This window comes from Zestosphaera sp., assembly GCA_038727705.1.
Taxonomy (GTDB): Archaea; Thermoproteota; Thermoprotei_A; order Sulfolobales; family NBVN01; genus Zestomicrobium.
Genome location: JAVYVJ010000002.1, coordinates 37,964 through 57,044, shown reverse-complemented (window position 1 = coordinate 57,044; position 19,081 = coordinate 37,964). Strand labels below are relative to the sequence as shown.

20 protein-coding genes and 1 tRNA gene are annotated in these 19,081 nt (G+C 53.3%); 6 read left to right on the top strand and 15 right to left on the bottom strand.

Features of this window, described 5'->3' with window-relative positions; genetic code table 11:
- The first annotated feature begins 88 nt into the window (after positions 1-88).
- Together QW772_04395 and QW772_04390 are read left to right on the top strand one after the other, a co-directional pair.
- On the top strand, positions 89-550 hold the full coding sequence (locus QW772_04395) for a flavodoxin domain-containing protein (GenBank protein MEM0038146.1): 462 nt from the start codon (positions 89-91) through the stop codon (positions 548-550).
- A 6-nt stretch (positions 551-556) separates the two neighbouring features.
- Positions 557-946 carry a hypothetical protein gene (locus QW772_04390; protein MEM0038145.1) on the top strand — a complete coding sequence of 130 codons (390 nt, stop codon included), beginning with the start codon at positions 557-559 and terminating at the stop codon, positions 944-946.
- A 90-nt stretch (positions 947-1,036) separates the two neighbouring features.
- Here QW772_04390 and QW772_04385 read toward each other — a convergent pair whose 3' ends face one another.
- From QW772_04385 to QW772_04375, 3 genes are all read right to left on the bottom strand, one after another.
- Positions 1,037-1,303 (bottom strand): hypothetical protein, encoded by a 267-nt coding sequence (locus tag QW772_04385; GenBank protein MEM0038144.1) that lies wholly within the window; start codon positions 1,301-1,303, stop codon positions 1,037-1,039.
- 95 nt (positions 1,304-1,398) lie between these two features.
- Positions 1,399-1,475: transfer RNA gene (locus QW772_04380), tRNA-Thr, on the bottom strand.
- A 29-nt stretch (positions 1,476-1,504) separates the two neighbouring features.
- On the bottom strand, positions 1,505-2,215 hold the full coding sequence (locus tag QW772_04375; GenBank protein ID MEM0038143.1) for a ribbon-helix-helix domain-containing protein: 711 nt from the start codon (positions 2,213-2,215) through the stop codon (positions 1,505-1,507).
- Between the two features lie 396 nt (positions 2,216-2,611).
- On the opposite strand from QW772_04375, the gene QW772_04370 reads away from it, so the two are divergent.
- Complete coding sequence (locus QW772_04370) at positions 2,612-3,886, top strand: amidohydrolase family protein (protein MEM0038142.1); 1,275 nt, start codon at positions 2,612-2,614, stop codon at positions 3,884-3,886.
- Between the two features lie 862 nt (positions 3,887-4,748).
- On the opposite strand, the gene QW772_04365 is transcribed toward QW772_04370, so the two are convergent.
- Positions 4,749-5,969 carry a threonine synthase gene (locus QW772_04365; GenBank protein ID MEM0038141.1) on the bottom strand — a complete coding sequence of 407 codons (1,221 nt, stop codon included), beginning with the start codon at positions 5,967-5,969 and terminating at the stop codon, positions 4,749-4,751.
- 229 nt (positions 5,970-6,198) lie between these two features.
- Here QW772_04365 and QW772_04360 point away from each other — a divergent pair, with 229 nt between their 5' ends.
- Together QW772_04360 and QW772_04355 are read left to right on the top strand one after the other, a co-directional pair.
- Positions 6,199-8,037 (top strand): glutamate mutase L, encoded by a 1,839-nt coding sequence (locus QW772_04360; protein MEM0038140.1) that lies wholly within the window; start codon positions 6,199-6,201, stop codon positions 8,035-8,037.
- Complete coding sequence (locus tag QW772_04355) at positions 8,037-9,176, top strand: hypothetical protein (GenBank protein MEM0038139.1); 1,140 nt, start codon at positions 8,037-8,039, stop codon at positions 9,174-9,176. The genes QW772_04360 and QW772_04355 overlap by 1 nt, the downstream gene beginning before the upstream one ends.
- On the opposite strand, the gene QW772_04350 is transcribed toward QW772_04355, so the two are convergent.
- The 11 genes from QW772_04350 to QW772_04300 all read right to left on the bottom strand — a co-directional run bounded on the left by QW772_04350 (position 9,163) and on the right by QW772_04300 (position 18,446).
- Positions 9,163-9,531: a hypothetical protein gene (locus QW772_04350; GenBank protein MEM0038138.1), complete on the bottom strand. Its 369-nt coding sequence runs from the start codon at positions 9,529-9,531 to the stop codon at positions 9,163-9,165. The two genes, QW772_04355 and QW772_04350, sit on opposite strands and share 14 nt — an antisense overlap.
- 42 nt (positions 9,532-9,573) lie before the next feature.
- Entirely contained in the window at positions 9,574-9,837 is a 264-nt protein-coding gene (locus QW772_04345; GenBank protein MEM0038137.1) for a hypothetical protein, read from the bottom strand.
- The gene (locus tag QW772_04340; protein MEM0038136.1) at positions 9,834-10,553 is read right to left on the bottom strand and encodes a hypothetical protein; all 720 of its coding nucleotides are present in this window, start codon (positions 10,551-10,553) and stop codon (positions 9,834-9,836) included. The genes QW772_04345 and QW772_04340 overlap by 4 nt, the downstream gene beginning before the upstream one ends.
- The gene (locus tag QW772_04335; GenBank protein ID MEM0038135.1) at positions 10,550-11,404 is read right to left on the bottom strand and encodes a hypothetical protein; all 855 of its coding nucleotides are present in this window, start codon (positions 11,402-11,404) and stop codon (positions 10,550-10,552) included. Before QW772_04335 ends, QW772_04340 begins: the two co-directional genes overlap by 4 nt.
- A gap of 1 nt (position 11,405) precedes the next feature.
- Positions 11,406-12,095 (bottom strand): hypothetical protein, encoded by a 690-nt coding sequence (locus QW772_04330; protein ID MEM0038134.1) that lies wholly within the window; start codon positions 12,093-12,095, stop codon positions 11,406-11,408.
- A 5-nt stretch (positions 12,096-12,100) separates the two neighbouring features.
- On the bottom strand, positions 12,101-12,985 hold the full coding sequence (locus QW772_04325) for a DUF6754 domain-containing protein (protein ID MEM0038133.1): 885 nt from the start codon (positions 12,983-12,985) through the stop codon (positions 12,101-12,103).
- A 51-nt stretch (positions 12,986-13,036) separates the two neighbouring features.
- Positions 13,037-14,623: a D-aminoacylase gene (locus QW772_04320; protein MEM0038132.1), complete on the bottom strand. Its 1,587-nt coding sequence runs from the start codon at positions 14,621-14,623 to the stop codon at positions 13,037-13,039.
- Between the two features lie 114 nt (positions 14,624-14,737).
- Positions 14,738-15,958 (bottom strand): M20 family metallopeptidase, encoded by a 1,221-nt coding sequence (locus tag QW772_04315; protein MEM0038131.1) that lies wholly within the window; start codon positions 15,956-15,958, stop codon positions 14,738-14,740.
- 227 nt (positions 15,959-16,185) lie between these two features.
- Complete coding sequence (locus QW772_04310) at positions 16,186-16,650, bottom strand: hypothetical protein (GenBank protein ID MEM0038130.1); 465 nt, start codon at positions 16,648-16,650, stop codon at positions 16,186-16,188.
- A gap of 49 nt (positions 16,651-16,699) precedes the next feature.
- On the bottom strand, positions 16,700-17,722 hold the full coding sequence (locus QW772_04305) for a DNA primase small subunit domain-containing protein (GenBank protein ID MEM0038129.1): 1,023 nt from the start codon (positions 17,720-17,722) through the stop codon (positions 16,700-16,702).
- The gene (locus tag QW772_04300) at positions 17,700-18,446 is read right to left on the bottom strand and encodes a hypothetical protein (protein MEM0038128.1); all 747 of its coding nucleotides are present in this window, start codon (positions 18,444-18,446) and stop codon (positions 17,700-17,702) included. Before QW772_04300 ends, QW772_04305 begins: the two co-directional genes overlap by 23 nt.
- Before the next feature lie 301 nt (positions 18,447-18,747).
- Here QW772_04300 and QW772_04295 point away from each other — a divergent pair.
- On the top strand, positions 18,748-19,081 hold a 334-nt coding region (locus QW772_04295), incomplete at its 3' end, for a hypothetical protein (GenBank protein MEM0038127.1).

Sequence of the window (19,081 nt, the reverse complement as noted above, 5' to 3'; positions counted from 1 at the left end):
ACCATGGCAACTCTTTTCCTTCCAGACCTAGTTATTTAATAATTCTGTTGCCTATTCACAGGCTAGGGATGTTGAAGGGGTTATGATCATGAGGGTTATCGTGGTTTTCGAGACGAAATACGGTAATACGAGACGCGTGGCAGAGGAGATATGTGAGGGGATGAAGGAGGTTAACGGGGTGGAGGTCGTCCTCAAGGAACTTAAGGATGTGGACGTGAGGGAGGTTTCTAACTATGACATGATCTTGATAGGTTCTCCGAACCATATGGGCGGTCCTACAAGAGGCATTAAAGCCTTCATTGATGAGCTCGGTAGGCTACGGCTGGAGGGGGTTATGTACGCTACCTTCGACACGTACATGGGGAGGGATCTCGGAAAGGCTGTGATGAAGATTGTTGAGCGAGTGAGTAAGAGAGCTCCAGGGCTGAAGCAGGTGGTAGCTGGCTTATCCGTGAGGGTGCAGGGGCTGAAGGGACCTATTGCGGAAGGTGAGCTCCCTAAATGCAGAGAATTCGGGAGGAACATAGCGACCCAGCTTAGGAGGGGCTGATAGGCGATGGACGGGAAGGTAGGAGGGTCATGGAGAATTGCTTTCATCGGCTCCCTATGGGTCATTCAATCAGTTGGCAGACTTTTCCTCGCAGCGCTCGGCACACCTACAGGGATGGGACGGTTCCTAGATACCCCAGTCACGTATACGATCTCGTTTGCGCTCTTCACGATGTTCCTGTCTTTAGGAGCCTTCGGACTCATCGCCGCTCTCGGGCTCCTAGCAAGGCGGAGATGGGGTTTTTGGCTCACGATCCTAGTCAGCATCGCAACTATAGTCTTTGACGTGTGGGGGTTAACAATACAACTCACAGCCACCATCGGCCTCATCGTGCCGGTCATATCAATCCTAGCCCTCTACCCTAAGAGATCACAGTTATTCACTACAGCAAGCTAACCATCTATCGTACGGTCTAAACCTTCATCGGTTTAAACAAACTCATTCACAATCTCTAGCACTAGGGAGTAGTCTATGTACCCACCATCCTTAGATTACACCAGCCGCCTCCAGAACCTCCCTAACCTTCAATATCCCCCTAAACTCGTCCTCCGTGGTCGAACTCAAAGACAGCTCCAGCTTCTCGTCATCCACCCTAGCCTTTCCGTTCAGGAACCTCAACATAGTTACCCTACTCACTCCAAGAACCTCCTGAACCTTCTCCTTACCATGCTTACTCAACCACATACTGCAGAATCTCAACCCTATCACCATAGCCCAAACCCCTGGGTTCAGTGCCTCATACCAAGGCTTCACAGCCCCCCAATATTATCATGCCATATTGTTTAAACGTTTCATGGCGTATGCGTGAACCATGAAATGATGATTTATTGTAACGTTACGCGTGGGTGTGGAGCCGCCGGCGGGGTTTGAACCCGCGACCCCCGGCTTACGAGGCCGGTGCTCCGCCAGGCTGAGCTACGGCGGCCCCCAGTTAATATTAGGGGTTATGGGTTTTTAGGTTTTGTCTTCACCTACCCCGCCGTCTTCCCCTCTCAGTTCCTTCCTTATTAGATCCTGCAGTTCTTTGATCTTCCTCGCCTGCTCTAACGCTTTATTGATCCATTCCCTACTAGCCTCAACACCTTTCCTAGTGAAGTAGGCTACGGCCTCACTCCTGCTCTTGAATATTCCCGCCTCGACCAACTGGTCTATCACGTCCAGATCCCCCTCCTTAAGCCTCACGGAGACCACCTGACTCGTCCTGGCGACGGTGGAGGACAGCGACTCCTCGATCGAGTCTATGGCTCTCTCTACACCCTCCAGGATACCCTCCACAGACCCCTCTATACCTTTGAAGACGTCGCGCAGCACTCTCTGCGGGGTGAAGCCCACGTAAACCTCAAAGCCCTTCCTCCTGTACTCCCTGAGTCTCTCGTTCATGTAGTCCACCTTATTCAGAACCTCCTCAAGACCGTCCTTGAGGTACTCGATCGACTCCCTGATCTCCTCCTCACTCAACTTAGACTCCCTGGCCAGGTTACTCAACCTCTCCAGAGAGCCCCTCATACTTCTGAGGATCTCAGTAATCCCTCCGGACCACGTTTTGTAGGCTCTGTAGTAGTCACCCCTACTGCCTAACTCCTCCACCCTCCTGACTAACTCCTCCACCCGGGACCTGACCTCCCCAACGAACCCCTCCAGCTCTCTCCTAAACTCCTCGTTCATAGGCGTCACAATAAATACATAGTTACAGAGTTAATAAATTTTCTGTAATATAAAATACAATAATACAAAATCATGGAAGACACGGCGAGACACACTCCCAAACCGAGTTGCGATTATACTACATTAAGGATCATACTGAACTTGAATGATCATGCATAGCGGTTCGGGATTGATTGAATATTTTTATTAAATCGGCAATATTAGATTATGTAAACACAATAAAAACATATTTAAACTTATTCTACAAATCCGTTCAACCTGAAAATGGATGGTTTGAGGCTGTAGCTCATCATGCCCTAGGGCGATGAATTGTCATTAACGACCTCAATTACATTTCGAATAGCGTTCACCGCACTTTTAAGTCCAGGTTATATATTGGAGTGTGAGGTCTCAGTCATGTCTGGGGCAGTTGCATTAACCGGGTTAAGAGTGGTGAGAGGTACAGGTGAAGCGCCTCTAGAAAACGGGGTTGTGGTTATTGAGGGGCGCTACATCAAGGACGTGGGGACCCTCGGATCCGTTGAGGTTCCCGGCGACGCTAAGGTGATTGACCTTAAGGGATTCACAGCACTGCCGGGACTGATAGACGCTCACCTGCACTTGCTCGGGTACAGGTCCCTCGACATGATTAAGGAGCCCCTGCTGGTTCCCTACGCGGCCCGAGTGGCTAGGGTCCTGCAGGACCTCAGGTCCCTGGTTGACGCGGGCTTCACGACCGTGGTGGATGCAGGCAGTGACGTGGGTCTCGGAGTTAAGTACGCTATTACGGAGGGAAGCGCTGTAGGGCCTAGGGTGGTTACCGCAGGCTATGCGTTGAGTCAGACGTTCGGTCATGGTGATGAGCATTACCTGCCTTTGGAGTACGTTGACGTCAGGACCTCGAGGCTCAGGAGCTTCTCCCTAATTTGTGATGGTGTTGATGAGTGTAGGAAGGCTGCTAGGTATGCTTTGAGGGAGGGGGCTGACTTCATAAAGATAATGGCTTCAGGAGGGGTCCTATCAGAGAAGGACAGACCCGAATACACGCAGTTCACCCTAGACGAGATAAAAGCAATAGTAGAGGAAGCGGAACACGCAAACAGATTCGTACACGCACACGCCCAAGGCAGTAAGGGAATCGCGAACGCCCTGAAGGGAGGGGTTAAAGTCATAGCACACGGAATCTACATAGATGAGGAGGGGATCGAACTCGCTAAAGAAAGAAACGCAATAATAGTACCAACATTCGCCATAGTTGATCAGATAGTCAGGTACGGTGAGGAACTAGGAACCCCTAAATGGGGGTTGGAGAAGGCTAGGGCTGTGTATGAGGATCACCTGAGGAACGTGAGGGACGCGTTCAGAGCTGGTGTTAAGCTGGCTACGGGAACCGACTTCGCGGGAGGAGTTAAGGCTCTCAGGCACGGTGACAACGCCGTTGAGCTGGCAATCTTTGTCGAGAGGTTGGGAATGACGCCTCTTGAAGCGATAACTTGTGCGACCAGAAACGCTGCGGAGGCGGCTGGACTGGAGGGCCTAACTGGAACTATAGAGCGTGGCAAGCTAGCTGACATCATAATAACCAGGGAGAACCCGCTCGCCGACGTGAAGACGCTCTTAAACAGGGACAATATAGTTGCCGTGGTTAAGGAGGGCAGACCCCTCAAGGACCTAATCGGGTTGCCTATATAGGAGTGGTGAGATTGTACAGTATCGACACCTATCCTATATAGAACGCAATATACTGCTTCCTTATCCTTTCCGGTTTTCTTAGGCGTAGGAGGCCTCATTAGCACTTTTAACTAAGACCAGGATCTCCTTGTTCTTCATGATAACCCCGCTCTCGTTGATCGAGGTTCCTCAAGGCTTTCTGCCAACGGACTTAGTGAGTAGGTCGAACATAACGAGGTAGTGTCTGATCAACTATGGCGAAGTGTGTGGTAGCAGTCCTTAATATTTCACAATTATTTCGCATGAGAACCCTCATGGGCATAAACACACTCATAGATCAGTGTAGTATAGTGATCGTTCTACTAGGACTAACGGCTATCAAGGCTGTGCAGCTAGTGATGCTCGCGCACCTGTTATGTGGTCTTCGGCGTGTCACCGACCGCAACCCTTTGCCCATGTACGTTCTGCCCGCATTGAGGATAGCGGTTCGAGGAACTTGACAACGAGTATAGGAGTTACGTAGCTATTCTGTTATCCTGGCACCTACTTAATGTCGTGGGAGGGAACTAGGGGTCTCGGCGGGCACCGGAGGAAACCACCCCATCTACAGTCATGGCAGGGGTTCTGACATGCTGACTATAGTACATTGCCTTATTTAATTCTGAGTGAACTGGAAGTTTACGTTTTGATGATGCTCCGGGTTCCGAGCACCGTAAGGTTTTGTGAAGCCCTGATGACGGTGTCTAAGTTACTGGCTGATGGGGATGAAAATTAGAATGAGAAATAGATAGCGTAAAGACTTGGGTATAAATGGGAATGAGGACATATAAAGCACCACACTAAGAGGTTATGTTAAGCAGTTGCCACCTGACAGAGGCGTGGCTCAGTTTTTCCGCGTCGACGCTGAACCCCCGTAAAGTGCTTTAGATATTACGTCGATGTACTTGAGCCCGCTGCCCGTGTTGTAGATGACCACCCTCTCATCTCGGTCGACGAGCTTTGAGTCCATGAGTTTCCTGACTGCCGCGTACGCTGCCGCACCCTCGGGACATGGTAGAACGCCCTCCAGGGTGGCCAGTTCCTTAAGTGAGTCCATGATCTCTAGGTCGCTTACGGCTAGAGCAGTGCCTCGAGTCTCACGGATTGCCTTAAGTATCTCCACGTCGGCGAACGGCTTAGGAACCCTGAGTCCGGACGCAATCGTCTCACACGCGCTGAAGAATTCCGCGGACTCACGACCTTTAGTGAAGGCCTCAACCACGGGCCTACAGCCCTCCGACTGCACCACAACGATCCTGGGTGTTCCGTCAACCCAGCCAAGCTCCACGAGCTCCTTAAAACCTTTCCAGATTCCAATAACGCCCTCACCCCCACCTGTAGGGAAGACAATCACGTCAGGGGACTCCCAACCCAGTTGCTCGGCCACCTCATACCCCATGGTCTTAGTGCCTTCCGCCCTATAGGGGGTCCTCATAGTCGATATGTCGAACCATCCGTGCTTGGAAGCCCCCTCAGCAACAATCCTCCCGGCATCGCTTATCAGACCGTCGACGGTGATCACGTTAACACCTCGAGCCAGTGCCTCAACATATATAGGTTTCGGAGTGTCTGAAGGCATGACTACATGAACCTCCAGACCTGCCCTAGCTCCGTAAGCGGCTAAAGCCGCACCAGCGTTGCCAGCGGTTGGCATCGCTATAGACTTAACCCCGAGCTCCCTCAGGGCGGACACAGCCACCGAGACGGGGCGGTCCTTGAACGTGGCGGTCGGGTTCCTGCCCTCATCCTTCATGAGGAGATCCCTCAACCCCAACTCCCTGCCAGCATTGTCCAGACTGATGAGGGGCGTGTAGCCCTCGCCAAGCGAAACAATGTTGTTCTTATTGAATACGGGCATCAGGTCCGAATACCTCCACATCGTAGGGCTTCTGCGGGTGAGGACATGCTTGTCCACCACGTCCTTCACGGCCTCGATATCGTAGACCGCCAGTAGGGGACCGCCACACGACCTGCATGTGGTGTGAGGGGATTTAGGTGTGTGGAGAGTGCCGCACCTAACGCATCTATACCCCGTAATATATGCCATGATAGGGACCTTGTGCAATACATGTCGGCCAATATAAGCTTAGGTTGGTTGAAGAGGTTGTGCAGGACGGAGCCTGCCTCAACGTTTATGCATGTTTAAGCGGAGGGGGTTGCTGTCTAACTCTGCGTGACTTGGTATGAGCTTGTTTAAATCATTAAACGAGAAAGTTCTCTAAATTACGTTATCGTTACAGCAAAACTTAAAATCCTATGTTTTGAGAGAGTAATGTATAGTAGAGGCGCGTAAAATGAATTTCAAGAATGATCCTAGGTTCATCCTTGCTACAGACGTTGGGAGCACCACTACTAAAGCCAGGTTCTTCGGTAAGGTCGGGGATGAGTGGCGTTTCCTCGCAAGCGGGGAAGCCCCCACGACGGTTGAGAAGCCCGTGGAGGACGTGACTAAGGGTGTGAGGAACGCCGTGAGGGAGGTTGAGGAGCTCACTGGCCACAAGATCTTGAACGACTCCAGCGGGGAGCTGGGGTTCATCATGCCGTACAGGGGAGGTAAGGAGGGGATAGATGTCTACGTCTCGACGAGCAGCGCGGGCGGGGGCCTCCAGATGCTGGTGGCAGGGGTCGTTAAGAGTATAACGGCTGAGAGCGCTCAGAGGGCAGCTCTAGGCGCTGGTGCGATCATAATGGACGTGCTGGCGGTCGACGATGGCAGGGAGCCCTACGAGAAGATAAACATCGTTAGGTTCCTCAGGCCAGACATAGTCTTGATAGCTGGAGGGACTGACGGGGGAGATAAGACGCACGTCAAGGAGATAGCGGAGACCATAGCGATGGCTAAGCCGAGGCCAAGGTTCGGCGTGACATTCAAGCTCCCGATAGTATATGCAGGGAATAAGGACGCACGCGATGACGTTAAGAAGATCTTCGCCCAGGACTGCTTCGACCTGAGGTGTGTGGATAACCTGAGACCGCAGATAGAGGTTGAGAGGGTGGAGCCGGCCAGGAACGCCATACTAGACCTGTTCATGGAGCACGTAATGGCGCACGCGCCGGGCTACGAGAAGCTCATGAAACTCACATCGACGGAGATAATGCCCACCCCCGCAGCGGAAGGTCTCATGATAAGGACGTTCGCGGAGGCGAGGGGCGTTAACGTGCTCGGCGTTGGGATGGGCGGGGCCACCACCAACCTCTACTCATACTTCGACGGGAGGTTCCTGAGGACCGTCAGCGCTAACTTGGGAATGAGCTACAGCATCGGTAACGTGCTGAAGGAGGCTGGACTCGACAGCGTTAAGAGGTGGGTGCCGCTAGACCTCAGCGACGAGGTCATCATGAGCATAATCTACAACAAGATGATCAGGCCGACGACCATACCCATGACCCTAACTGATCTGATGGTCGAGCACGCCGTGGCCAGGGAGTCAATCAGGATGGGTTTCAACCACCACAAATACTTGGCCAGGGAGCTTAAGGGAGTTAAGAAGGAGAGAACTATATCGGACATATTCGAGGAGGTCAAGGAGGAGGAGACGTACATAGACATGAAGAGGGTTGACTACATAATAGGTACTGGTGGATTACTCTCAAGAGCTCCTAGGAGAGCTCAGTCCATGTTGATACTGATCGACGCGTTCCAGCCGGTAGGGTTCACGTACATAATGCAGGACAGCGTCTTCATGATACCGCACCTAGGCGTCTTAACGAAACTCTACAGGGATATAGCGGTCGAGATATTTGAGAGGGAGTGCCTCGTGCCGTTGGGCACGGTCGTCGCGGCTAGGGGGGCTGGGAATCTCGGGGACGTGGTCGGCGACGTGACGGTCGAGCACGCTGACGGCAGGAGGGAATCCTTCACACTGCATGTAGGTGAAATAAGGAGGGTTGAAGTCCCACAGAGTGAGGAGGTGACGGTCACGGTGGTTCCCGCCAAGAGCTTCGATTTTAGCGCGGGCTTTGGCAAGAAGGTTAGTAGGAAGATACGGGGAGGTGTTGTCGGGGTGGTGTTTGACGGTAGGGGGAGGCCTGTCGTCCTGCCGCAGGACGGCGAGCGCGCGAAGCTGTTGTGGAGCTGGTTTAAGGCCATGAACATGTATCCAGAGAGCTTTATTCGGGGAGGTGGTGAGTGATGAGCGAGGAGAGCTTCGCGTACACACCGGGACTTGCTGCAAGCCCAATGACCCTAGTCACTAAGGTGAGGGCGTTGCCCATCAAGGGAGAGATCCTCGTCAAGCAGGGGGATAGGGTGGGCTTCGACACGATAGTGGGGAGGTGTTACCTCGAAGGGGCGCCCTACATAGTGAAGGCCTCCGAGGTTCTGGGCGTGGACCCCGAGGAGATATCTAAGTACATGACTGTGAAGGTCGGTGATAGGGTGAGGCGCGGCGACGTCATCGCCAAATACTCTGCTTTCCTAGGGCTGATGAGAAGGGAGGTCGCGGCCCCCGTGGACGGGGTTGTTGAATCCGCTAACGAGCTCACAGGACACGTCGTGGTCAGGGAACCCCCTAAGCTGATCGAAGTGTCGGCATACGTCAGAGGGATTGTGAAGGAGGTAATCCCAGGCGAGGCGGCTGTGGTGGAGACCCCAGCGGCGTACATTCAGGGCATAATAGGTTTCGGCGGGGAGAGGCATGGCGTGATATCGGTAGCGGTCTCAAGACCTGACGAGGTGCTTGACGAGAGCAAGCTCAACGAGTCACACGCAGGGAAGATAGTGGTGGGCGGGTCCTTCACAACCTACGAGGCCTTGGCCAAGGCCCAGAGGATAGGTGTTAAGGGAGTTATAGTGGGGGGTGCTAACATAGCCGATGTGGAGAAGCTCGTGGGCTACAGGATAGGTGTTGCAATAACAGGTAGGGAGAACATAGGATTCACTCTAATCCTCACTGAAGGCTTCGGAAAGCTCGCGATGTCTGAGAGGGCCTTCAACATACTCAAGCAGAATGAGGGCAGGGAGGCAGCAGTTAACGGCACCACTCAGGTCAGGGCAGGCGTGGTGAGGCCTGAGGTGGTGATCCCCTTGGAGAGGGAGGTGCGTGCTGGCGTTGAAGGGGCTGAGACTCTCGGTGAAGGTAGAGTGAAGATAGGGAGTACCGTGAGGATCATAAGGTACCCATACTTCGGCGCTATAGGGACTGTGGTAGAGTTGCCGGTGGAGCTCCACACAATAGAGACTGAATCCCCGGTGAGGATCGTTAGGATACGCCTTCAAGACGGGAGCGTTGTGTCAGTCCCGAGAGCCAACATAGAGATTATAGGCGAGTGAAGTCCTTGCTGAGGAGGGTTTTAACCACCCTCCTCACCTCCTTGGAGGTCATGCCTCCAGCCTTTATCACCGAACCATCTTTGAACTCTAGCACTATGCTCTCCTCTCTGTAGGCCGTAGTTATCAGAAGCATTATCACGAGAGTCACTAGATGAGGCAGGTCTTGAGAGAAGACTGTAAGTACAGCCACAGCGCTGGTCAGCAACACCAACATCTTATTGAAGGACTTCTCAACACCGACCCTCCTTATCTCCTCAACGTTTAGGACCTTCTCGAAGCCCTTCCCAGCAAGTATTAGTCGGTTGTCCTCTAAGCGTGCCTCACGTATCTTGAGCCTCGAGACCTCTGAACCCATCCTTAACCCCTACCTCAAAAGCTCGGATGAGAGTTAAAAAAATCACGAGCTCAACTCCTCGATACGTTTAACCAGCCTCTCCACTTTGGCAGGGTCTCTGAGTATGGTAAGGAACGCCTCCCCGTACGAGCCTAATAGGATTAGGAGTGGCTGGAGGTAGAGGAGAGCTACCTGTGACCATACCCGCCCCATAGGGCCGAAGGATTCAAGTAAAAAAATGGCTACTGAATCCATTTTTATGTCGACTATCTTCTTGGCCACCCTCTCTATGAGCTCGTCCTCCTCGAGCTTTGCGTCCTCCCTCATTTAGACCTCCTTCTAGTCCCCACTAGCACTGCTATTACAGCCAATATTACTGCTATCACCGCTGCCTCCAGGTAGGGCTGGAGGTATATTAGGTACACGGAGATCACGAAGCCTACTCTGGTCATTATGGTATTAGCGAAGAGGGCGCCGAACCCCACCATCATGCCGTAAACTCCTATCATCGATATTACCCTGTAGATCGTGTAGGTCGCTGACGTCTTTCCGGCCTCAGGCTTCTTGGGGAATATGGTGAAGAGGAAGTACGTGAGTCCCCCTATGGTTATCAGGAACATCAGCCAGTTGTTGAATACTGTGAGCGGGTCGGAACCCCACAGCGGGACTACAGTGGCCTGTATCTGCCTCACTATGTTTGCCATCGGTATCGTCCTCATTGCTAGGGCGGTCCCTATCGCCACGTTGAAGGCGACGCCGTACCTAGCCACCCAGTAGTACTTCCTGGAGTACTTCAGGAACATCAGGGCGCCCAGGATGACTGGTATCATGTAGTGCCAGGATACCGCGGGCTGTGTTAGGAGGTTCTTTATAGTGACCCTGTTCAGACTGTCGAGAGCCAGCGCTACCGAATATCCTGCCGCCGTACCTACGAACACGTGTTCGGCGAGCTTGTAGAGGGCGTTGTCCTTGAAAGCAAAGCTATATATCCAGATTACGAGAAACGCCCCTATCCAAGCTCCTAGAAGTTCCCACGAGATCATCTCGCACCACCTCCATTCTTCTTACTGCTTAATCTCTTACCCCAATACACTACGTTGCCGACCACTATGAACACCAGTATGAGGGCGTGGGTCAGGCTCTGAGCGTCCATTGAAGCCACTCCGAGGCCCTTCCTGCCTACCAGGAGCTCGTACTCCGCCGCACTTCTCTGCCCCGTCAGCATGCCTATGGCCTGCTTAGCACTGACAAACGGCTCCACTGACGGCGCTATGACGCTTAGGGCCACAAAGAGTAGCGGCACGTTGTATGGTGTGTACCACTGCCTCACGTACCAGTTAAACGTGTCGGTTCCTGAGGACGCTATTATAACGAGCTCGAAGTCCGTGGCTTTATCAATCTCCTTCATCAATGGTAATGTCTCGATGCGGTTGCCGTAGTTATCAACGCTGACAGTTCCTTTAATGCTCTTCGCTAGGGAGGTTGCGGCCGCCTCCTGACCGCTCACGTAACCTAGGTATACATAATCGACTCCGTACGTCTTAGCATCAAAGATATCTGCTGCTGTAGATCTGAGTAACGAGAATGCTATGGGGCCTGTGCTGATGAGTGAACCGAAGACTATCTTACAACCTTTATCGAACAGTTGCTTTGCTAGTGCGGCAACGGCCGGCTCCAACTCTCCTCTAGCAGCGACTTCGTAGTAGATCTCCATGTAGACGTGACACCCCGGCTTGAGGTTCTTCACGTAGTCGTAGACCTGCACGGTTCTGCTGGAGATGCTTAACGGGATGCCTAGAGGGTATGTAAGCGGGTATATTAGCGCCGCTATGAGCAGTACGTAGAGCACAATCCTAGATCCGAATACCTTATCCACTAAAGCGAGCGCGCCCATCTCAATCACGCCTCCCTAACCAGCTCACCTCACGCCATATGAGTAGCCTCAGCCCCAATATTATCGTGCCGAACCCAGCACCCATCGTTATGGGTCTGAACGCTGCCGTGTTGGGCACCGTCATGATCCAGTCGCGGAGTGGCAGTATGCCAGGCCATATAAGCCCTCCTAAGCTGGTGTTCCCAAGCATCACTATCACGGCCACCACCAGCAACAACGCGGCCATAGGGTTTCTCGCCGTGAAGGCTCTGTACGACGCTGACGCTATATAGAACAACAGTATGGAGTATACTGCGGAGTCGCAGGGGGCGTACACGTTAGTGTACAGCCACCTGAACTGGGGTTGCGTGGTTATCGATATGCCGGCCTTGGGGTCGGCGTAGCTGATGTAGAAGCCTATTAATGCGAACGCTATCATCAGCAACTCCAGCGATATGGTGACCCCGCTGAACGGCGCTTGCCTGACGCCAGCCTTCCTGATCTGCATGACGTGATACCTGAATATGTCGGCACCACCGACCATCAGCGCGAAGGCCGTTATTATTACGGCCCAGTCGCTAAGGGCTTTATCCCACGTGGAGAACGCGTCGGCCACGCTCTTATCTATGTAGAAGAAGTAGAACACTACCATGATGATTAGTATAATGCTGACTATCAGCTGCGGTATGAGTCTCTTAACTGCGAGGCTCATGGCTATCACCCGAACTTCCAGACCCAGTTAAGCCAGGTGTTTATGTTGGAGCCGGCGGCCAGCATGAGTATCCCCAGCAGTATCAGCGCTATGCTAACCAGCTTCCCTACGTCCTGACCCCTTATCGCTGCGAGCGACTCCTTATCGCCGGACGCCATCGCGCCGGCAGCGAAGATCTCCTCACCTATGAAGGCATAGTCAGCAGCTAGAACGAAGAAGGGTACCTGCGTCTCACGGGCTGTCCCAGCAACCTGGAAGGCGCCCACCATATTCCCGGCCTCCATGAATATCAGCGATTCCGCGTAGAACGGCCCTACCACGATGTTAGCGCCCACGTTCTCCCTGATTATGGTTGCCTGGACTGCGGAGGCGTACGCAAACTGCTGATCCGTGAAGTACCTGACGTTATACACGGGGTCGAAGAGCTCGGGCTTGCCCGCTGACGCGTAGCCCTCCCTAACGAGCTCCTCCACAGCGGCTATCGCCTCAGGAACTCCGAGAGTGGCTATCAGCTTCGCGCCGTACTTGCCAGCCAGTCTAGCCACGTGGGAGAGGACGCCGAGGCCTGCTATGTATTGGGGGGCCATGGAGCCCGCTATAGTGCCGTAGCTTATGGTCATGTGTACCGGCCTCCCCATCTCAACAGATCTGGCAACGCCTTCTTCAATGGCGTTAAACGCCGGTATATCTCTGACCGATATCACACCGCCCACCTTGACATGGTGGACTGAGATGTAACCCATGACAAGCAGGAACACTAATATGACGAATGACGAGAGAGGTCTGGCGGCGTTGTAGAGCTGTATTCTAAAGACCCAAGCCACCGCTGATACTAGGATTAGGAGGAGTACTACAATTACTAGTACCCAAATATCCTTTGTTACTTTCAAAGGATACACCACAAATAACTTTATGGGGTAGGGTTTAAATATTTTAAGAACTTACTTCGTAGGTCTTCTTATTATTGCTCCGCACCTAGAGTCCTTGAGCACAGTCCTGCCCTCAGCCACCACCTTACCGTTCACTATAACCCACATTATCCCCTTAGGATAGGAGTGCGGGTTCTCGTACGTGGCGGTATCGGCCACCGTGTTGTGGTTGAATATTACTAGGTCTGCTTTGAGTCCTGGCCTGATTAAGCCCCTGTCCCACAGCCCCAGCTTCCTCGCAGGGAGTGAGGTCATCTTCCTGACTGCCTCGGGCAGTGATATGAGCTTCTTCTCCCTCACGTACTTGGCTATTATCCTCGGGAAGGTCCCGTATCCTCTCGGGTGGGGCTTCCCGACGCCGTACTTCTCAACCGACTCGTCGCTGCCTATAGCCACGAGCGGGTGCGATATGACTCTATCGACGTCCTTCTCACTCATCCCGAAGAGGATCATCTGAGTGCTCAGCTCGTCGTCCAGCAACAGTCTGACGGCCGCCTCAACCGGGTCCAGGCCTAGCCTCTCAGCTATTTGAGTGACCCTCAGACCCTCGAACTCCTTATGCTTAAGCGAGTAAGCGATCATTATGTCCGACCAGAGTATGAACCTTTCCTCAACTGCCGCACCGCTCAACCTCTCCTTTAGATCCTTCAGGACAGCCGGGTCTGAAAGCCTTTTCATAATCTCCTCACTGGAGCCCTCCCTCAACTCCTTCGGGAGGACCGCCGTGAGTGAGGTGGAGGACGCTTCGTAGGGATATGCGTCCGCACTCACATCATAGCCTCTTGAGGCGTACTCCGATATTAGGTCTAGAGCCACGTTGACTTTCCCCCAGCTGGGTCTTCCACTGGCCTTCAAGTGGGAGATCTCCACGCCGGCGCCCGAGTTTAGCCCTATCGTTAGCGTCTCAATGATAGAGTCCACAAGCCCTATACCCTCGTTCCTCATGTGCGTCGCGTAGAGCCCACCGAATCTCGCAACCACCTTGGAGAGTTCTATTATCTCCCTCGTGTCGCCAAACATGCTAGGGACATAGATCAAGCCTGTGCTCATACCGAACGCACCGGCCTCCATAGCCTCCCTGACAAGAGCCTTCATGGCCTCAAGATCCTTCTCACCGGGCCTCACGTCCCCGTAGCCTAGGACGGCCGACCTTACAGCACCGTGCCCGACCAGCGGCACTATGTTCAGCGAGGGCTTCAGCTCCTCAAGAGCCTTCAGGTACTCGCTGAAGCTGGACCAGGTAACGCTGACGTCTGGATGAACCTTCCTAACCATGCTCACGTACTCAGGCCTGTTGACGTCCGTTAAGGGAGCAGGTGAGGACCCGCAGTTACCTATCACTATGGTAGTGACGCCCTGAAGGACGTAGTTATCGGCTGTAGGGACTTCGAATATCGGGATGTCACTGTGGTTGTGAATGTCTATGAAGCCGGGCGCCACGACCAAGCCTTTAGCGTCGATGACCGACTCGGCCTCAGCGCCGGAGAGGTCTTTGACGGAGTGTATCGTGTCGCCGATCACGCCGACATCCGCCCTGAAAGGGGGTGAGCCGGACCCGTCGACTATGATTCCGTTCCTGAGAATTAGATCGTACCTCATAGATTTTCCGCCGCAATAACTACTACCTTAACCAATTTAAGTACGCGATTCAGGAGGGGCCCTCTTAGGATTGAGTTTTAAACAGATGATTGGATAGCTCGAACGGCGAATCCACTAAGTCTTTGAGAGACTCTCTATCATACAGTCGTACACGATAATGGTCTTCTTCAGGTCTTCTATGGAGGTGTACTCGTCCGGCATGTGCGCGGTCTCCTCGACGCCGGGTCCGTACGTTATGGTGTCGATCCCCACCGACCTGTAGAACACCCCGTCGTCTCTCCCGTAACTCATCAGGATTGTGGGTGCCGAGCCCAGGACCTTTTCTACGCATTCGGATGACGCCCTCACGAGGCTTGAGTCCAACGGAGTTAGTGAGGCAGGAACCGAGCTGAGGATCTTCACCTCAGCCCTCACGCCCTGCCTTCCGGCTATGCCGGTGAAGATCTCCACTAACTCCTTAGCCACCTGCTCCACGTCCTCCTCAGGTATGGTCCTCCTGTCGAAGCTGAATGTGAACTCGCCTGGGACTATGTTATCCTTCCTGCTGGTGGATTCCGCGTAACCACCTAGGTTTATCGTCGGGTGCCTTGCCTCAGGCTCCATTACAGGCGCTTTAGTGACCCTACTGCTGAGGACTTCGGCATACCTATCCATGAACTCGCTCGCCAGCTTTGCAGCCCTAATGAAGGCGTTCTCCCCCTTCCAGGGAACGCTTCCGTGTACCTGCTTTCCGAAGACCCTCACCACACCTCTGACAAGCCCTTTGTGCCCTATGTTGATTCTCGAGGAAGTGCTGGGCTCCGCTATTATGACGTAGTCAGGCTTCGAGACGTTCTTGTATGTGAAGTACCTCGTCCCGGTGCCGCCAGCCTCCTCGTCGGGGACGTACGCGGCCTCAAGCCCTACATCAAGCCCTTTCTCAAGCGCCGCCCTTATAGCAGCTATCGACGCGGCTATACCTCCCTTCATGTCTGTGGAGCCTCTGCCGAAGAGCTTGTCGCCTTCGATATGCGGTGTGAAGGGGTCTCTAGACCACCCGCTGCCGGGCGGGACAACGTCGTAGTGGCCGTTAAAGTGGATGATCCTCCTCCCCTTCCTCTTCGCCCTGCCGTACACTATGTATCTGGGATATCCCTTACTCAGGGAGGTGTAGGGGTAGTACTTCTCCATGAAGTCCTCAGGCACTTCTATGAGCTCCACCTCAAGGCCTAACTCCTCAAGCACTCCCCCGAGGTACTCAGCACACCTCTTGTAGTCCTGTCCTGGCGGGTTTACGGTGGGTATCGAGATAAGCTTCTTCAAAATCTCGAGCGTGTACCCTACGTACTCCTCCACTGAGGACAACAAATATCGCCTCACATACTTTAGTGAGGACGCAATTATAAATGTGTGGAATCGCAACAGAGAACCGGATGCGAACTCTGCGCCAAAGTGATGGGTTAGCGCCCGTCCACGAGCCTCGGGCTTGTCGATGCTTACGCAGTCCATACACCCCTAACAAGCTAGGATGCCCTTGCAAATCCCCCAGTTTACAATGTGGTGAGAGGTGGTGAAGGTCAGTATCAGGCCTCAACCACTTTGACGAGGCCTGCCGCCTCCATGAGGAGGGCTAAACTACACTTTAGGGTGGTTACAGCCCCCTTGGAGTAGTGGTGGTTGTTAAGCCTGAGGCCGTCGGAAGTCACGACCACCGGGACGTAACCCTCGCTGTTAACAAGCCCTGTTAAGACCAGCCTCTCATACTTCCTAACTATAGTCAGGACCTTCCCGAGCAGCTCGCTGTCGACGCTGGCGGGGTCCAGCGAGGCGGGGTCTGCTTCCAGAGCCTTACCTAACCTCACGTTAGCCAGCTTCTCAGCCACGTTGTTGACCATCTCGAACTCCCTGACGCAGGCCTCAATGAGTGAGTTGCTTAAACACCAGTCGATGAGGGACGATATCTCCCTTAGAGCGCTGTCGACGAGGTCTCTACCAAGTCTGGCAGGCTTTGAATCGCTTAACTCGTTCTTAAGTATGTCTTTAAGCATTCAAGAGACACCATCATGAAATAAATCCGTTATTCAAGCTTTTTAAATACTAGTCAAGCACTACCTCCGCCGCGTTGTTTAGGGCAAGGTAGACGGCGATCCAACTGGAAACAGTCGACCTCACCCCCCTGACAGGCTTGAAGAGCTCGTTGAACAGTCTAATGGGCTCTAGCGACGTGCGCAGGTACTTGACCTCGACCTCACCCCTGAATGGCGAGAGATGTGGGCCGGCCGAGAACTCGATGAGCTCGGATTCGCTTGTCACAGGGAAGACCTTAAACCCGGTCTTGCCGTTCAACGTCCAGATAATCCTCACAAGCTTAGAGACGTCCGGCGTCACGAGCTCGTCTATCTCCACCCTGGCGTTCGTCAGGGCCTCCTCCGGAGTGATTGTTGGGTCGACGTCCATGAGCTTAACGATTCTGGAGTAGAGTGCCGTGAACCTCATCGACTTCCCCCTGCCTGAGGGCAGGAGCTTATCTACCCCCTTAAGCTTTATGAAGTCCACCAATTCCCTCCTTTGTCTGGAGGTGAGTTTAAGCCAGTCTTCATCCTTAGGTCTGACCACCGTGTGGAAACCTCTGTGTCCAGTGAAGTAAACCCTTATCTCCCCGCTACTGAAGCCGAAGAAGCTCGCCAGCACGTCGAGCAGCTTGAGCTGCTCCTGCTTACCGACCTCAACGCACTTCTCGCTAATTACTGAGAGGCTACCCTCAGGCTCCAGCGGATACTCCAAGGCGCTGCAGTCGGGCAGGTGGTCGACGTCTATGTCGAAGAACAGCTCTGAGAATATTAGTCCTTTATCCTCCATCCTCTGCGCCGCCGGATCCCTGTAGAGTGCGGTCGAGTAGTATGAGTTCCTCGGCGTCTCCTTAACCAGGAACTCCCTGAGTTCGGCGGTGCTCTGAAACGTGAGGTGCCTGACGAAGCCTCCCCCCAGCTGCTGGAAGGCGAACTCCCTGAGTATGAAGTCATCCGGCAACGGGATCTCAGTGAGGGATCTGTAGTATTCGCTAAGTAACTTCTGAAGGCCTGAAGACCTGCCTCCCTCACTCCGTCCTCGGCGCGACATAGTAGTTCAGCTTGCTGCCTGAGGGGAACCTCAGCTCTAGATGCATGGGCATATCCCTGTCAACCCTGACCACAGCCTCCTCGCTACTGCTGATGGGTTTCTTCAGGTAGGACAGGTAGTCGATGCTGTAGGAGGCCTCGAACCCCGGGTTCCCGACCCTAGCGTCCTTCAGCGACCCCTTCTCAACGCTCAACACCACCTCAGCCTCCCCCAGGTCACCCACACACCTGAGCATCAGACTCGACTCATCACCGCCGACCTTCAGCACGTCGCCGACCTTCTCAATGCTTGCGATGGCGTCATAGAGTATGTCGCCACCCACAACGTACTCGTTCGGGTACTGGAGCTCCAGCTCAGGTATCTCCTCATGAGCGACTTCCGACCGTAGTGGAAGCTTGAAAGTCCTGGTGACCACCCCGTCGGTGAGGTCGATCCTCATACCGTCTTCAGAGAACTCTATGCTGAGTCTATCCCTGCTCTCAGCGCTCTTGAGTATCTTGCTTAACCCCTCCATGCTGAGGTGAATGGTCGTCTCCTTAGCGACTCTGTACTCCTCGAAGGCCTGCTCAGGAATTATGAACTCTATCATGGCTGTTCTGGAGGGATCTATAGCCTTAACGTACAGGGCGTCCGGCTTGAGAATGAAGACGCTTGACTCAGTGAACTTCCCGGCAGCCTCCATCACGTGAGTCCACACCCTGGCATCCGGAGCTGTGAAACTCAAAGCCCAACACCATAAATAATGGGGTAGTGGAGAAATAAAAACCCTAGCGTCTTGTGCAAAAACGCTTAAAAGCCACCTAAACCCATAGTGCAGGTATAGAGGTGATATATAGTGGAGAATGTGGAGGGAGCGTCGAGATCGTTTAAAGCACTCCTTATCCTACTCTTGATAGTAACTTTCGCAAACCTATTTCTCGCTTTCTTGATGCACTAGAGGACCGCGGCTGAACGTCTGCCTTCTCGAAGGGCGGATAAAATCAGCTTTAAAAACGCCCTTAGAGGTAATGTAGCAGGGAACACGTGTGACGTCAAGGCTTAAGACAGGATTTCTGAAACTCCTGAAGGAGGACGAGGAGTTCCGTTATGCTGTGGCAGGGTTTCTCGGGCTTGGGGAGGTATTGAAGGAGATCAAATCACTTCAACAGCAGACAGTAGAGTACAGCAAGAGGATTGAGGAGCATTCGAGAATCTTAGGCGAGCACAGCAAAAGAATTGAGGAGCTGACTAAGAGGATTGAGGAGCATTCGAGAATCTTAGGCGAGCACAGCAAAAGAATTGAGGAGCTGACTAAGAGGATTGAGGAGCATTCGAGAATCTTAGGCGAGCACAGCAAAAGAATTGAGGAGCTGACTAATA